Source organism: Acinetobacter sp. HY1485 (genome assembly GCF_027568475.1).
GTDB lineage: Bacteria > Pseudomonadota > Gammaproteobacteria > Pseudomonadales > Moraxellaceae > Acinetobacter.
The window spans coordinates 210,471-226,674 of the sequence record NZ_JANKZG010000005.1; the positions used below are offsets into that span (position 1 = coordinate 210,471).

Annotated in this window: 17 protein-coding genes; 5 read left to right on the top strand and 12 right to left on the bottom strand. The window is 36.9% G+C overall.

Annotated elements, in window-relative coordinates; all coding sequences use genetic code 11:
- Positions 1 to 21: 21 nt before the first annotated feature.
- The 3 genes from fba to PCI70_RS07830 all read right to left on the bottom strand — a co-directional run bounded on the left by fba (position 22) and on the right by PCI70_RS07830 (position 2,541).
- Positions 22 to 1,062 carry a class II fructose-bisphosphate aldolase gene (fba, locus tag PCI70_RS07820; RefSeq protein WP_269914764.1) on the bottom strand — a complete coding sequence of 347 codons (1,041 nt, stop codon included), beginning with the start codon at positions 1,060 to 1,062 and terminating at the stop codon, positions 22 to 24.
- Between the two features lie 84 nt (positions 1,063 to 1,146).
- Entirely contained in the window at positions 1,147 to 1,344 is a 198-nt protein-coding gene (locus tag PCI70_RS07825; RefSeq protein WP_269914765.1) for a hypothetical protein, read from the bottom strand.
- Between the two features lie 9 nt (positions 1,345 to 1,353).
- Positions 1,354 to 2,541, bottom strand: a complete 1,188-nt coding sequence (locus PCI70_RS07830) for a phosphoglycerate kinase (protein WP_269914766.1) — start codon at positions 2,539 to 2,541, stop codon at positions 1,354 to 1,356.
- Between the two features lie 113 nt (positions 2,542 to 2,654).
- Here PCI70_RS07830 and PCI70_RS07835 point away from each other — a divergent pair, with 113 nt between their 5' ends.
- The 3 genes from PCI70_RS07835 to PCI70_RS07845 are packed head-to-tail and all read left to right on the top strand — an operon-like array spanning position 2,655 to position 4,800.
- Positions 2,655 to 3,041 carry a DUF2237 family protein gene (locus PCI70_RS07835; RefSeq protein WP_269914841.1) on the top strand — a complete coding sequence of 129 codons (387 nt, stop codon included), beginning with the start codon at positions 2,655 to 2,657 and terminating at the stop codon, positions 3,039 to 3,041.
- Entirely contained in the window at positions 3,038 to 3,625 is a 588-nt protein-coding gene (locus tag PCI70_RS07840; protein WP_269914767.1) for a Maf family protein, read from the top strand. The genes PCI70_RS07835 and PCI70_RS07840 overlap by 4 nt, the downstream gene beginning before the upstream one ends.
- Positions 3,626 to 3,639: 14 nt before the next feature.
- Entirely contained in the window at positions 3,640 to 4,800 is a 1,161-nt protein-coding gene (locus PCI70_RS07845) for a ribosomal protein uL16 3-hydroxylase (RefSeq protein ID WP_269914768.1), read from the top strand.
- On the opposite strand, the gene PCI70_RS07850 is transcribed toward PCI70_RS07845, so the two are convergent.
- From PCI70_RS07850 to PCI70_RS07880, 7 genes are all read right to left on the bottom strand, one after another.
- A complete protein-coding gene (locus PCI70_RS07850; protein ID WP_269914769.1) occupies positions 4,791 to 5,825 on the bottom strand; it encodes an alpha/beta hydrolase in 1,035 nt (344 codons plus the stop codon). The genes PCI70_RS07845 and PCI70_RS07850 overlap by 10 nt on opposite strands.
- Positions 5,826 to 6,911 (bottom strand): YdcF family protein, encoded by a 1,086-nt coding sequence (locus tag PCI70_RS07855; RefSeq protein WP_269914770.1) that lies wholly within the window; start codon positions 6,909 to 6,911, stop codon positions 5,826 to 5,828.
- A 2-nt stretch (positions 6,912 to 6,913) separates the two neighbouring features.
- Positions 6,914 to 7,945 carry a UDP-N-acetylmuramate dehydrogenase gene (gene murB, locus PCI70_RS07860; RefSeq protein ID WP_269914771.1) on the bottom strand — a complete coding sequence of 344 codons (1,032 nt, stop codon included), beginning with the start codon at positions 7,943 to 7,945 and terminating at the stop codon, positions 6,914 to 6,916.
- Positions 7,942 to 8,409: a low molecular weight protein-tyrosine-phosphatase gene (locus PCI70_RS07865; protein WP_269914842.1), complete on the bottom strand. Its 468-nt coding sequence runs from the start codon at positions 8,407 to 8,409 to the stop codon at positions 7,942 to 7,944. The genes murB and PCI70_RS07865 overlap by 4 nt, the downstream gene beginning before the upstream one ends.
- Before the next feature lie 52 nt (positions 8,410 to 8,461).
- Complete coding sequence (dnaX, locus tag PCI70_RS07870; RefSeq protein ID WP_269914772.1) at positions 8,462 to 10,315, bottom strand: DNA polymerase III subunit gamma/tau; 1,854 nt, start codon at positions 10,313 to 10,315, stop codon at positions 8,462 to 8,464.
- A 72-nt stretch (positions 10,316 to 10,387) separates the two neighbouring features.
- Positions 10,388 to 11,005, bottom strand: a complete 618-nt coding sequence (locus PCI70_RS07875) for an HAD-IB family phosphatase (protein ID WP_269914773.1) — start codon at positions 11,003 to 11,005, stop codon at positions 10,388 to 10,390.
- On the bottom strand, positions 11,002 to 11,841 hold the full coding sequence (locus tag PCI70_RS07880) for a MaoC/PaaZ C-terminal domain-containing protein (protein WP_269914774.1): 840 nt from the start codon (positions 11,839 to 11,841) through the stop codon (positions 11,002 to 11,004). Before PCI70_RS07880 ends, PCI70_RS07875 begins: the two co-directional genes overlap by 4 nt.
- An 86-nt stretch (positions 11,842 to 11,927) precedes the next feature.
- Between PCI70_RS07880 and PCI70_RS07885 the strand changes: the two genes are divergently transcribed.
- Positions 11,928 to 12,095, top strand: coding sequence for a hypothetical protein (locus PCI70_RS07885; protein WP_269914775.1), 168 nt, complete (start codon positions 11,928 to 11,930; stop codon positions 12,093 to 12,095).
- On the opposite strand, the gene dusB is transcribed toward PCI70_RS07885, so the two are convergent.
- Positions 12,092 to 13,084, bottom strand: coding sequence for a tRNA dihydrouridine synthase DusB (gene dusB / locus PCI70_RS07890; RefSeq protein ID WP_269914843.1), 993 nt, complete (start codon positions 13,082 to 13,084; stop codon positions 12,092 to 12,094). The two genes, PCI70_RS07885 and dusB, sit on opposite strands and share 4 nt — an antisense overlap.
- 131 nt (positions 13,085 to 13,215) lie before the next feature.
- On the opposite strand from dusB, the gene PCI70_RS07895 reads away from it, so the two are divergent.
- Entirely contained in the window at positions 13,216 to 14,823 is a 1,608-nt protein-coding gene (locus tag PCI70_RS07895; RefSeq protein ID WP_269914776.1) for a site-specific integrase, read from the top strand.
- Between the two features lie 52 nt (positions 14,824 to 14,875).
- Here PCI70_RS07895 and PCI70_RS07900 read toward each other — a convergent pair whose 3' ends face one another.
- Positions 14,876 to 16,138: a putative phage abortive infection protein gene (locus tag PCI70_RS07900; protein ID WP_269914777.1), complete on the bottom strand. Its 1,263-nt coding sequence runs from the start codon at positions 16,136 to 16,138 to the stop codon at positions 14,876 to 14,878.
- Positions 16,139 to 16,204: the final 66 nt, after the last annotated feature.

Below are 16,204 nucleotides of genomic sequence, written 5' to 3' on the forward strand. Positions count from 1 at the left end.
TTGAACTCCTTTTTTTATGAATTACTTAGTATAGTAATCAACCATTTGTTCTAAAGAAATTGGACGAATTTTGTCTGCATTTCCTGCTGTACCAAATGCTTCATAACGATCAATACAAACTTGTTTCATTGCATCAACAGTTTTTAAGAAGTATTTACGCGGGTCAAATTCAGCTGGTTTCTCAGACATAAACTGGCGAATTGCACCTGTAGATGCTAAACGTAAATCTGTATCAATATTGATTTTACGTACACCGTGTTTAATTGCTTCAACCAATTGCTCAACAGGCACACCATACGTTTCTTTGATATCACCACCATTTTCATTGATGATTTTTAACCATTCTTGTGGTACAGAGCTCGAACCGTGCATTACAAGATGCGTATTTGGTAACGCTTCATGAATTTCTTTAATACGGTCAACCGCTAAAATGTCACCTGTAGGTGGACGCGTAAATTTGTAAGCACCATGTGATGTACCCACCGCAATTGCAAGCGCATCAACATTTGTATCAGCAACAAACTGTTTTGCCTCATCAACAGAAGTTAAAAGTTGAGAGTGGTCAAGTACACCTTCTGCACCTACACCATCTTCCTCGCCTGCCATACCTGTTTCTAAGCTACCTAAACAACCAATCTCACCTTCTACAGAAACACCACACGCATGTGCCATTTGTACAGTACGGCGTGTTACTTCTACATTGTAGTCGTAAGATGTTGGTGTTTTACCATCGGTACCCAAAGAACCATCCATCATCACTGAGCTAAAGCCAAGCTGAATAGAACGTTGGCAAATTTCTGGGCTAGTGCCATGATCTTGGTGCATTACAACAGGAATGTGTGGCCATTCTTCAATTGCAGCTAAAATAAGATGACGTAAAAACGGCGCACCTGCATACTTACGTGCACCTGCTGATGCTTGTACAATTACAGGTGAATTCGTTGCATCTGCTGCCATCATAATTGCACGCATTTGCTCTAAGTTATTCACGTTAAAAGCAGGTACGCCATAGTTATGCTCTGCGGCATGGTCTAATAATTGGCGCAATGAAATAAGAGCCATAATTTCCTCCTAGGATGGTGCCTTTTAAAGAAGGCTACCGTTTTGTAATAAAAAAAAGTCCCCATTGTCATGAGGAACTTAGAATTAAGGTGCTTTTGCTTCCGATGCAGTTACATCTGTATTTTTCTCATCAAGTACGGGCTTATCTACCGCACTTACTTCGCTAGAAGGTTGCGCTGTTTCTTGAGAAGCAGATGCTTGTGTGTCCGTATGTTCTGATTTTTTTGCACATGCCACTAAAGCAAGTGATAAAATGCAAACACCAAATACTAATTTTTTCATTTCTTTGTCCTATGCGTGACGTGCTTCTAAAGCTGCAACCGCAGGTAATACTTTACCTTCTACAAACTCTAAAAATGCACCACCACCTGTAGAAATATAACTGACTTGTGACGTTACGCCGTATTTATCAATTGCAGCCAATGTATCACCACCACCTGCAATAGAAAATGCATCACTTTGTGCAATCGCTTGAGCAAGAGCTTGTGTGCCTTTGCCAAATTGATCAACTTCAAATACACCAACAGGTCCATTCCATAAAATCGTCTTAGACTGTTGAAGCAAAGATGCAAAATGTTGTGCTGTTTGAGGTCCAACATCTAAAATCATATCATTTTCAGTGATATCTTCGACATTTTTTACCACAGCTTCACTATTTTTTACAAATTCAAAAAAATCACTGCCCATATTGCTTGCATCTGCAACCACAACATCTGTTGGCAATGGAATATTAACTTCTTTTGCAATCTTTTTAGCAGTATCAATTAAATCTGCTTCATACAATGATTTACCAACACAATAACCTGCTGCTGCTAAGAATGTATTTGCAATACCACCACCTACAATGATTTGATCACAAATACCAGAAAGTGAGGTAAGAACATCTAATTTTGTAGAAACTTTAGAGCCTGCAACAATTGCTGTCATTGGCTTTTGTGGTGTTTTAAGTGCTTGTGCTAATGCATCTAGCTCTTTACATAATAACGGACCTGCAACGGCTTGTGGTGCAAACTTAACCACACCTGCAGTTGAAGCTTCTGCACGATGCGCCGTACCAAATGCATCCATCACAAATACATCGCATAAGTTTGCGTATTGCTGTGCAAGTTCAGTCTTATTTTTCTTCTCGCCTACGTTAAAGCGTACATTCTCTAAAAGAACAACCTCACCCGCTTTAATATCGACCCCATTTAAATAGTCTGTTACTAAACGTACATTTTGACCTAAAATTTCAGATAAATAATCTGCAACAACAGCCAATGATTGCTCAGCTTTTGGCTCGCCTTCTACAGGACGCCCTAAATGTGAACACACCATTACAGCAGCGCCTTGCTCTAAAGCTGCTTGAATTGTTGGAAGTGCCGCACGTAAACGTGCATCGCTTGTAATTTTTCCATCTTGTACAGGAACATTCAAATCTTCACGGATTAACACACGTTTATTTTTAAGATCAATGTTACTCATACGTTCAAAAGACATTTTATTGCTCCATGCAAAAAATTATTCTTAGTGCTATTGTAACGATAAAGACTTACAAAGAAAGCCTATCTTTAGTATAAGAGATATAGCATTTAGAAAACAGATTTACAATGATGTCTATTCACCCAAATCCTAAAATAAATCGTCTTAATGTATTTGGCGAACCGTTAGCAAGCTGTTGCTTTGACCCTATTACAGGTTACTTTAGAAATGGCTTTTGTCATATCAGTCCGCAAGATATTGGACAGCATACCGTATGTGCACGTATGACCTCAGAATTTCTAAATTTTTCACAAAGTGTAGGAAATGACTTAATTACTCCATTGCCTGAAGTGGGCTTTGTGGGTTTAAAACCTGGCGATTATTGGTGCTTATGTATGATGCGTTGGGTTGAAGCCTATGAAGCAGGCTATGCACCACAACTGAAACTCAATGCATGTCATCAAGCTGTTTTAAGTTGTGTGCCTTTAGATTTGCTTATGGAATTTTCTGACTCATGAAAACGCTCATTTTGGCATCAAGCAGTGTAACGCGTAAAGAACTAATGAATCGTTTACAGCTTCCGTATTTGTGTGTTAGTCCTGATATTGATGAAGCACCAAAGCAAGAACAACACGCCGATGATTTAGCACGTCGATTAGCCTATCAAAAAGCATCTGAGATTGCTCAACATTACCCAAATGCCATTGTGATTGGCTCAGATCAAGTGGCATGGCGTGAAGAAAACCCCTGCGATTTTTTGGGTAAACCGCTAAGTATAGAAAAAGCGATTCAACAGCTACAGCAAAATTCGGGAAAAACAGTTTATTTTAGCACCGCTTTGAGTGTTCAATGCCTAAATGACCAAATCGAACATACGCTTGTTGAGCATTATCAAGTAAAATTTAGAGTATTAACGCATGACGAAATTGTTCGTTATGTTGAAAAAGATCAGCCATTGCACTGTGCAGGCAGTTTTAAATGCGAGTCTCTTGGCATTAGCTTGTTTGAATCTATGCAAGGTCAAGACCAAACCACACTAATGGGATTACCCATGATTCAACTTTGCCATATTTTAAGACAGCTCAACATTCAAATTCCGTAAATATTAGGTTTAATATGTCAACACCTCTCACCATTTTAGGCGGACTGACCGCAGAACAATTTTTAAGCGAATATTGGCAAAAAAAACCACTTCTTGTAAAAAATGCGCTTCCTGAAATTGCTAATTTATTTATTCCAGAAGAAATTCAAGATTTAGCATTAGAAGGCGCAAGTGCACGTTTACTCACTCAACATGGCGATGATTGGAAAGTAAAATCATCACCTCTTGATGAAGAAGACTTTGAAAACTTGCCTGAACTGTGGACACTTTTAGTTCAGGCAGTCGATCATCACTCGGTAGACCTTGCCGATTTTTGGAAAGAATTTGACTTCTTACCCCAATGGCGCCGTGACGATATTATGGTGTCTTATGCACCTAAAGGTGGTTCTGTTGGTAAACATTTCGATTTTTATGATGTCTTTTTAGTACAAGGTTACGGGCAACGCCGTTGGCAACTTGGACAAACATGTGATGAACACACAGCTTTTGTTCCCGACCAACCTCTTAAACTTTTACAAGAGATGGATGTTCATTTTGATGAGGTATTAGAACCAGGCGATCTGCTTTATGTACCACCAAAACTTTCGCATTATGGCGTTGCACAAAACGACTGCCTAACCTTCTCTTTTGGTTTCCGCATGCCAAACAGTGCCGAAATGTTAGACCGTTTGGGCGATAAATTTGCTGATAATCTAGTACGTAAAAACCCACTTATTGATATTGCACGTCAGCTCCCTCAACCTGCAGGCGAAATTACACGTCAAGAACTTGATTACCTTAAAGCAGAACTTCTTGAGCGTTTACAAAACTGTAGCGAATTTGATGATGCACTCATGACGCTGATGTCTGAACCAAAATATCCAGACAATGTCCCTGCACCAGATGCTATTGAAGATATTGCAGACCTCAAAGCTGTGTTTGAGCATAACTATTTATTACAAGTAGAACCTGCATCACGCTTGCTTTACCAACATAATAAGTTTTGGGGAAATGGCGAACAGATCTGTGTAAGTGAATCAAGTATCAACATGCTTAAACGCTTAGCAAATGGCGAAAGCATCATCTTTAATGCAGAACATTTTGATGATGACTGCCTATTACAAGACCTCATTCAATTACTCAACGACTCTATTTTGATGATTTTACCGTCTGAAACAGAAGAAGATCATTCATAAAAGTCACTTTTAATTGAACGTGCATGTAAAAAGGCAGGAATTAAACCTGTAAGGGCTGCCCGAATATCTGCACGTTCATTAATTAATTGATGCGAACCTTCTTCTAAAATGAGGAGGGTTTGTAACCTAAATTTTTTGCGAATAAAATCAACGTTATATTTCCAATCTACGGTTTGATCTAACGCCCCTTGTGCGAGCCAAACAGGAATACGGCACGCAGGACGTGCCTCCATTTGCTCCATCCATTTAGACATCGCTAAAATCCAATCCATACCCATCATTTTAGGCTGTAATGGATCTGTTAAACGTACAAAACGTAAGAACTCAGGATTATGGTTATTTCGTCTAAAATGGCGTGGTACTTGTTTTTTGATACGGCGAATAATACCAAGTCCAACCGGGTTGTGCCACCAAGCAGATTTTGCAGGACGTATAAGTGGCGAAAGCAATAGTACTCGATCAATAAATGGATTTCTTCGCTGTTCTGCATAATCTAAAATATGATGCATCAAGATTGCACCGCCTGTACTTTGCCCAATTCCAACCCATGGTTTTGGTAACTGTTTGGCTTTGTGCACATAACGATACACAGCATGCAATACGGTTTGGTAATGATCAAAATTTTTAATATTGGCGGGAGAACCACTGCTTAACCCATGTCCAGGTAAGTCAAAAGTCACAACACTAAACCCTTCAAGCAATAACTCTTCAATCATGGGTTGATAGATGCCACTATGCTCTAAATAACCATGCATTAACAACACTGTACCTTTTACTTTGCCTTGCTTAGGTTCAAACACTTGCGTATGTAAACGAAACAATGGAATATCAATAAAACCTTGCCAATAATGACAATCTAACAAATCCAAGCCATACAGTTTTAGATATGCCTCAAGTTGCGTATTAGGATGATAAGGTTTAAACAAATTGAGTGGTTTTAAATATTGTGGCGTTTGTTCTGGACTTGGTACAGGCAGTTCAAGTTCTTTTAAAATAGATGGCGTTAAAAATGGGATATCAGGCATTTAAGGTACTTCTCGACAATCGCTCGTACCAAAGACAATATCTCGAATACTTGCAAGTAATTCATAATTGGCACGACGACTATGGTCATAATTTTGACGTGCAGGCTTCCATGCTGTCAAAGGTGTAGGAATAGGGGCATCAACAGGAATGGTTTCAATACCATTCATTGCAAACAAACGGCGTGTACGTGGCATATGATATTCATCGGTAATTAAAATTACCTTAGGTGCACCACCTTTCTTTTGTAAAAGTAATGAACTAAAACGGGAGTTTTCGCAAGTGTTCATGCTTCTATTTTCAAGCAATTTTGCATCTACACCATATTGTTTTAACCACGTTTGCATGTAAGGAGCTTCTACACCACTTAACACAATCGGAAGCGTGTTTTCTTTTTCAATTTCTAAGGTTTTTTCTAAACGGAGTCGAGTGTAGTTGTTTACAACAATATCTTTACCCAATTTAGTGAGTCCACCGCCTAATACTACAATTGCAGAAGGCTCATTGATTTTATCCGTTGGTATCGCATTGACTTGTGCCAAATCTTGAGAAACGGCAGCACTCATCGGCTCACTTGCTATTTTTTTTACAGGGGAATGTAATAAAAATTGCGTATATTTATCCATTAATCGCTTTGCATCAACTGTTTTTAAATGCTCAAGCTGTTGATTCACTTTAGACTCATGAGGATGCTCTAAACCTACTTTAGGCTCATCATCATCTTCTATAAAGGAAGGAGGCGTTGTACGCTCAATTTCTGCTTCTAATAGTTTATATCGGGTTTGGATTACATTTAAACTTGCGGCATCTTCTCTTTGCGCAGCATCTTGTAAAACTTTTAAATAAGCTTGACGTGCAATCCATAAGTCAGAACCAGGTTCTAAGTCATCATGTTCACTTAATGCCGCCATTTGCTGACTTTTTGCAGCAACCTGATTAACATCAATAGGCACTATATGATTCAGTACAAACAGAACACCTTTAGAGTAAAAAGGAGTAAATAACAAAATACCGAAACAGGTTACAAGCATACCAAAAATTAAAATAATACGGAGTAATCTTGCGACTAAATGTGTTGTTTTTGCCATAGTTATGCCGTATGCAAACAAATATGCCCTGTTTCATCAAACAATACAGGTTCAGGCTCTAAATGAATAGAAAATTTTTGTTGTACATCAAACTGTACCGTTTGATAGGTTTTTTGCACATCCTTTAAGTTTGCATCTTCGTAGTTCACTAACACCAAAGCTTGTTTTGCAAACATGCCTACTTTTTCCAAGCGTTTCCCTTTCCATCCTACCTGATCAATCAACCACCCTGCAGCAACTTTCACTCGCCCATCTGCTTGTGGATACTTAGGCATGGTTGGATAGTTGTGATTCAATAAATCATACTCTGATTGAGTAATAATCGGATTTTTAAAAAAACTACCCGCATTTGGATATTCTTTAGGATTAGGTAATTTACTTTGACGAATAGCGATTACTTGTGTTTGTAAATTTTCAGGTGTTTTTTGCTCACCCACTGCTTGTGTTAAATCACCATAAGCTAAGCGTAGATCAGGTTGTTTTTTAAGTTTAAATGTCACGCTTGTAATAATGTAGCGCGCTGGATCTTCTTTAAAAATACTATGGCGGTAAGCAAAATGACATTGGAATGCTTTTAGTACACTAAATTGTTTCTTCTGGCGGTCATACACTTCTACCGCATCAATAAACTCTCCAACCTCTACGCCATATGCACCAATGTTCTGCACAGGTGAAGCGCCCACAAGCCCAGGAATTAAAGCAAGATTTTGTAATCCGTACCATTTTTTTTCGGTACTATATAAAACAAATTCATGCCAATTTTGCCCTGCACCTACACAAATAACAACCTCATCGCTACTCTCATCTATTACATCGATACCCTGTATTGCCATTTTAATGACTAAGGTATTAAGTTTAGATGGTAACAAAACATTGCTACCCCCTGATAAAATTACAGGTTTTAAATTATGTTGATGACAAAAATCTAGCGCCTGCAAAAGCTCTGTACTATTGGTGATTTCTGCATAGTACTGTGCAATACAAGGTAATTTTAATGTATTCAATGTTTGAAGCTGGATATTATTTTGAATCACTTTTTCATTACCTTATTTTGCTTAATTAATTTTGCCAACCATTGATCAGCTGCAACTTCACATTGTTTAAGCACTTGTGTAAAACCCTGAGCACCACCGTAATAAGGGTCTGCAACAGATTGGCTATCTAACATTGCAATATGGGCTCGACAAGATAATGGCTTTAATTTTTGGATGTTCTCTAAATTTTGCTGATCCATTGCTAATATCAAGTCAAACTTCTCAAAATCCTGTGAGGTAATTTGTCTTGCCCTTAAATTAGATAAGTCATATCCGTATTTTTTAGCTTCAGTCTGACTGCGTAAGTCAGGTGATGACCCTATGTGATATGCAGCTGTTCCTGCTGAATCTACCTCAACATTAAAATCCTTTATTTTTGCCTTAAAAATGGCTTCAGCAGTAGGTGATCGGCAAATATTACCCAAACATACGCATAAAATTCGATACGGTGTAACCAAGGTGATATCCTTTTTTATCAGACAAATGATGCTATACGATTTGCCTGTAACAGATTGTTTAATCTTGTTTTAATTTAACATTTCTCAACTCACCATCAAACAAATCAAGTAATTGTTTAACCGTATCGTGGTTTTTGATTAACTGTACTGCTTGATCATGTGCTTTTTCTTTACGTTGTTGTTGCATTATAAACGGCGTAATCGTTTCAACCTGTTTGTACTGAACTACAAACTGCGTATTTACCCACTGTGCTTTAAGTGCTTTTTCCAAATTGTGCTGCTGTTGTGTGAGAAGCTGCTCATATTCTTCAGGAATTGTGAAAATACTCTTTGCATTTATTTGCCCTGTCATGATGCCATATTGTGCAAGTTCTTGTACCGCAGGCGAAAGTGAGCTATTTCTAAACCAATATTCCCATTTTTCCACCGTCCAATCACCCGTCATTTCTTGATGGGCTAATTGTAAGATTTCTTGTGGTAGATTGGCTTGTCCTGCGCATTGTTGTGCATCACCATCTAAAGAAAATGGAAATGTTGCCGTATCTTCATCAACTACCTTTTGTGATAAATGATAAGACGGTATGTCTACTTCAACTAAACCATCAGCCGAGAAATGTACCATTGATGATGGCTTAGGCTCAGGCTCAGGCTCAGGCTCAGGCTCAGGCTCAGGCTCAGGCTCAGGCTCAGGCTCAGGCTCAGGCTCAGGCTCAGGCTCAGGCTCAGGCTCAGGCTCAGGCTCAGGCTCAGGCTCAGGCTCAAATAGTGTCGCTTCTACAGAAGTAGTGTCAAGTGGTTTTTGCTCTAAAACTAATCGCTCAGTGGGCTGTAATGGTCTAAACGCTAACAAACGTAAAATACACATTTCAAAGCCTTGCTCTTGCGTTACTGCCCACGCAAGCTCACTACGTCCTTTACATGCAATTTGATAGTAAAGTTGTAGGTCTTGTGGCGATATCAACTGTGCAATTTTCTGAATTTTTTGATTAATTTCTTGGCTATAATTTAAAGCTAAATCAGGTAAATATTGTAAAAGTGCGAGTTCATGTAGGGTCGAAATAAGCTGGTCAAGCACTAACGATACATCAAGCGCTTGTTGTCTAAATTTTAGAAGGAGTTGGCTTACATATTGTGTTTGGTTTTGATGAATCGCTAAAATTAAGTCGTACACTAAAGTACGATCAATTAGCCCTAACATATCTTTCACATCTTGATGATGGATTTCACCTTGACCATAAACAATCGCTTGGTCAGTCAAAGATAAAGCATCACGTATAGAACCTTGGGCAGCTTCTGCAATTTGCCACACCGCTTGCTCATCATAACCAATGTGTTCTTTACCTAACGTATTTACAAGATGTTCACTGATTTCTTGAATATCAAGTGGTCGTAATGTGAATTGTAGACAGCGAGAAACGACTGTAATTGGCAGTTTTTGCGGATCTGTGGTTGCAAATAAAAATTTGACATGTTCAGGTGGTTCTTCTAGCGTTTTAAGGAGCGCATTGAAAGAATGTGTTGAGAGCATATGTACTTCATCAATTAAGTACACTTTAAAACGTCCTTGCGTAGGTGCATAAGGAACATTGTCTAAAAGTTCGCGTGTATCTTCTACTTTAGTCCGTGATGCCGCATCAATTTCAATTAAATCAATAAAACGACCATCATTAACAGCTTTACATGTTGGACATACTTCACATGGCGTAGAAGTAACGCCTGTTTCGCAGTTTAAGCATTTGGCTAAAATTCGGGCAATCGTGGTTTTACCCACACCACGCGTTCCTGTAAATAAATAAGCATGGTGCAAACGTCCACGTTCCAAAGCACTGGTTAATGCTCGAGAAACATGGGTTTGCCCAACTAATTCATTAAAATTACGTGGACGATATTTTCTTGCCAGAACCTGATACATGTATGCTCCTTTTTAGAGTGCTAAGCATACTGTTTTTTGCATCAATAGTGAATGTATCAATCGCTCAACTGATTAATTGACGAGTGTTATTTTACCGTTCTCATTCACTAAATATGCCCACTTACATCGTTTAAGAACAGGTAGGTCGGCTAAGCTATCTGTATACCCCACTTCAAACTTAATTTTTTCTGGTGAAAATTGTTCATCTAACAGTCTTAATTTATTACGCCCCGAACAACGAGACGTTAGAATAGTTGACCCTAAAAAAGGTTGAGTTTGCGAGCCAATGACTTTTATTTTTTTATGTTTTGTGAGTTGCGGGTAAACCGTTTCAATTAAACTCTGTAAACTCCCTGAGATAATAACGACATAGTCCCCTGCTTGGATATGCTGTTTCATTTGTTTTAGCATACTGTTGACAGGTTGAACTTCATCCAAAAATTCAGTTTTAAATGCTTGAATCAGGCGTATTTGTTTTTTTCTAAAAAGTCCAAAATGGATCATAAAAAATAATGGATTTAACCCCCATGTTTTTTTAGAAAATAGAAGATAAAATAGAAAACAGCCCAACAAAATTGGAAAGCTTAACACTGTCCAAACTGGTCGAATCCGAATCATAAATTTTAAATATGCCTCTAGCATATCCTGTTGATGTAATGTGCCATCTAAATCAAAAAAGATATAATTCATATCTGTATCCGACCCAACATATGTGTTTTATTTCCTACCACACTCAAATGAATAATATTTTCATCTTCAACTAAATTTAATTTTATAGAAGAAGGCAATAATATAGGTGCTTTAAATTCAACATAGGCATCATATTTTTCTGGCAAGTCTAATTCTGCCAATACTTGTGCGTTTGACCACATACCATGAGCAATTGCTTGTTTAAATCCAAATATTTTTGCACTTAAAGCATGTAGATGAATAAAGTTAAAATCTCCCGAAATTAAAGCATAACGACGTCCTATATTTTCTTCTAAATGCCATACTTTTTGTAATTTTAGATCATCAACACGTTGCAATGGTTCAGAGAACTCCCCTGTATTTGTTTTTTGTCGATAAAAATAGGTACTTACTCCTTTAACAACTACTTTTTCATCTAGATAAACTGTAGTAATAAACTCAATTTCATAACCATTAGGTCGAGTTTTTACTTCACCAAAACAACAAGATAAGCGGTATTGTAAATTTGCAGGTAAATATTGATATTGCGCTACTTGGTTTGATAAATGTATAAGACCTAAGACAGGAAATATAAAATCCTCTTGAGTCATCATATACATTTGTAGCCGTTGTGACAGCATCAAAAAATAAATAGCAGGAATATATCCTGTGTTTTTAAAATTACAGATTTGATTATAACGTTGTAAATGCGATGGCTGTATATAAAAAGGCTCTACAACATAATCTACTTTAGGTAAAAATGGGCTTGTAATTTTCTTATTCTTTAATACACCTAAAGCAATTTTTGGATATGCCCAATAAGGCTGTGGTAAATGGGTAAAATAACGGGTTTTCATGACAAATCAGTCTATTTTTCTTGACTTATAGTGTACTGCTGAATCATGATAGAAAACAAATAATAGAATAAAAATGAGGTATAAAAATGAAAGCATTTAGTTTCGTGATGATCTGCATGTTTATTGTTGGCTGTGAGGATAAAGCTGTAACTCAAATTGAAAAACAGCCAGATCTACAAACCACGATCGATCAACTTAAAGACAAAACAGAAAAGAAATCAGATGAAATTGCTCAACAATATAAATCGCCTTAAAGTTGAACATCGCTCATTAAGCTTCCTTCTGTAAGAAGTTCGTTAAAATACTGTTCTACCACATGTGCTTGTTGTGCAGTGGTATCTACTTGATACATTTGTTGACGAAACTCATTGCTTGATCTTAGCCCTTTGGTATACCAAGCAATATGTTTACGTGCTATGCGACATCCCGAATATTCACCGTAAAATTGATAAAGTTCGTTTAGATGCCCCAATAAAACCTCTTTTACCTCTTGAATTTGAGGTGCTTCTAAGTATTCATTGGTTTTTAAATAGTGTGCAATCTCTCTAAATATCCAAGGTCTTCCTTGTGCTGCACGCCCAATCATTAAGGCATCTGCATGAGTATGTTCTAGCACATATTTGGCTTTTTCAGGACTATTAATGTCGCCATTAGCAATTACTGGAATTTTAATTTCTTGTTTTACATCTTTAATAAGGTCATAACGTGCAGTATTTAAATACATATCTTCACGAGTTCTACCATGTAAAGCCAACGCAGCAATACCTGCTTGCTCAGCTCTTTTAGCCACACGTATAATATTTTCTTGTCCATTTAAAAACCCCAAACGCGTCTTTAAAGTAACAGGTACATCTACTGCTTCTACTACGGTATCTAAAATACGTGCAACCAAATCTTCGTCTTGTAACAACGCAGAGCCTGCTAATTTTGAACATACTTTTTTAGCAGGACATCCCATATTTATATCAACAATCTGAGCACCATTAGCCACTTGATAACGTGCAGCTTCTGCAAGCTGTTCAGGGTCTGAACCTGCAATTTGAGCAGAGATTGGGGCTATTTCCCCATCAAAATTCGCTCGATACAAACTTTTTTTAGTCATACGAAGTGTCTGATCTGAGGTCATCATCTCACTTACTGCATGACCTGCACCAAAATATTTACAGAGTGTTCGAAATGGACGATCTGTCACACCTGCCATCGGTGCGACCCAAAGTTTCTTATCTATTGATTTATCGAACAATTCTGTAATTACTTTGTTTTTACTCAATTTCTTTAATCTCCTATTGTGGCGTATTCTCGCCTATTGTTGACTTTTCTCGCCCATTCAATGCACCATAGTTGCACCAAGAAATAATTATGGTGCAATTTTGCATGGGTACTATCTCAAAACGACAACAAAAAGACAAAACCATTCGTTATAGAGCACAGGTCCGGTTTAAATATGAGGGCAAGCCCCCTATCTCGTTATCTAAAACCTTTAGCAAAAAATCGTTAGCTGAGGAATGGATAAAACGAACAGAGTCTGACTTTGAGAGAAACCCACAGAATTTTTTTAATCCAAATGAAACCAAGCAGAAATCTTTACGAGATCTAATCAATAGATATTTAGAAGAAGCTGATACGTTTGCTCGCTCTAAAACACATGCTCTAAAAACGATTGCTAGTTTAGAGCTATCTGAAAAGAATATCTATTCTTTAAAGCGACAAGACTTTTCAGAGTTCGCTATTTATAGAAAAAATGGTGATCCAATTACAGGAAGTTTAGGCGTTGCACCCTCTACAATTTTAAAAGATCTTAGCCATATTAAAGCCGTACTGGTACATGCTGAGTACGTATGGGGTGAGCAGCTTGAAGATGTTATTGTTGAATATGAGAAAGCTCTTATTGGTCTAAGAAAATCTCGTATTGTTACAAGATCAAAAACGCGAGATCGTGTACCAACTGCAGAAGAATTGCAAACACTGACTAATTATTTTTACAAGCAATGGCGTAGAGTTAAAGCTGCTACCCCTATGCATCTTATTATGTGGTTTGCGATCTATACAGCACGCCGTGAAAATGAATTATGTAATATGCGGTTGAGTGATTACGACAAACAAAATACGCAGTGGCTTATTCGTGATGTTAAAAATCCTGATGGTTCTGCAGGTAATCATAAGTATGCTCATTTAGAACCGAAAGCAATTGAAGTTATGCAGGAGTTTTTAGATCCTGACACACGCCATAGAATTTTAAATTTAGGGTATGACGAAAATTTACTAATCCCTGTAAATGCTAAAACAGTTTCCACCTACTTCACTCGTGCTTGTCAGGCGTGTGGTATTGAAGATTTACGCTTTCATGACCTTAGACATGAGGGTGCAACACGTTATGCTGAACAAGGCCTAAGTGTTCCCCAACTTCAAACCATTACGTTGCATGAGTCGTGGAATACCCTTAAGCGATATGTGAACTTGAAAAAGCGTGGGATAGTTCTTGAATATACGGATGCAATTAAAATTGCTGAGCAAGAATATAATAGCTTTTATAAAGATTGGAGTAAGACACAGCGTTATATTGCAAAAATGGATGAAAATTTAATACCTGATGTTTCACCTGAGAAGATCAAGTTACCATTTGAATGCTTAGAGCCAGTCATTGAAAAGTTTATAAGTGTGTATAAAGACAATAAATACTTCAAACGTATGCATATCAAGAAACTCAATAGCCAAAATCCTTTTGCATTTAACAATGAAAAAGCACAATTTTATGCTCATGATATTCAAATAATGTGGCAAGATTGGCTTATTCAGCAGGCCGACTTATATATTTCTGAACTGCCCAAAGGTATAAGTCATTTTTCGGTTAAGGAGTTAGTTGCAGTTAAACAAACAGAAAATAAAACGTATGTTTGGGATTGCGAACATGAGTTGTGGATAGATACTTTTGATGAGTATCATATTGATCATTATAACTGTGCATGCATACTTATAAAATAAATGCGAAGTAGCGTACCAGTGAAGGTACGCTCTTTGAATACTAAATTTATAATTATTTGTCTTTGTCAGGGAACGTTATATACTCCAGTGTTGCATCTTCGTTAATTTCAATTAAACCTAACCTACTAAAGCTAAATCTATAATCAACTACAGCTATAGCATTTTTTTCAATATTAAAACTAATATCAAACTCAGTTTTAGGCTTATTATTATTTTTCATCTCTGGATAAATTAATCGCCCACCTTTAGGAATGCTTTCATGAAGAACTAATAGAATATCCACGTTACCAGTCTTAGTCTTAAATCCTACGATAGGATCATCAGGAAAGATTGATTGAACAATATCAGGGTACTCCTTAAGTACATTTTGATCATTTATTGTTTCTAAAACAACTTCTATCAGCTTTTTATTATTTACAATATCTTTATACTTGTTTTGCTTAAAAAAACTTCCAAAAACCGTATCTTCGTTTAATTCTTTCCAATAAATACTAGAGCCAAAAACTTTTTCATCATATGTGTAAGCTGCATTTAATAAATTGAAATTATAGTGGTCATATGTAGCCCCATCATTATTAAGATTATCAAAGGAAACATGCTCAAAGAAATTGGATTGTTCTAAATACTTTTTATATTCTGAAAAATCGTTATGTAAGGCATTTATCATTAATAATCGTGCTGCTTTTTCTGAAATGGATGCTCTTAAAATATTTGTATAAACCTTGCGATTCTTATTGCAACTTAACTTATCATTGATCAATTTAAGAGCCTGATAAACCATCATAAAATATCTAGATACTTCACGATCTCTGATAAGTTTGTTTGGTAATTCTTGAAACTTTTCTATGGAAGCTAATGCTATTTTGTCATAAGATCTATCTAATTGAGAGTCTTTTCCATTCGAGGAATTTTGGAGACTTTCCAATACCCTGTTTAGCTCACTCAGCAATGCAAAGAAAGTACTATCAAACTGCTGCATATATTGTAACCGAGCAAGCTTTTGTCCATCTTTCCTTTGTAAATTGATTGTGTATAGAAGTGTTACAAAACTTAAAAAAGCTAAAAATGGATTTAAAAGACCTCCAAAAAAATCACCTACTTGACCAAGTTCAGCCATCCGAGTTGAGCCTGATTTTGATAATCTTGGTATGTCATATCCATATTTATTGATATATATAGCACTGCTTTTTCCTAATGGTGGAATTTGGCGAGATACTCCGCATATGAAAATATATAATGTAGCAAGACACCCTGCAAAGAATAAAATTATTAAACATAAACTAAGCCAACTTCGCTCTTTCTTCAGTTGATCCATACAAAAACATCATTTTATAAAAATTGGTACATATTATAATTTCATTAAACAATATTAAAGATATAG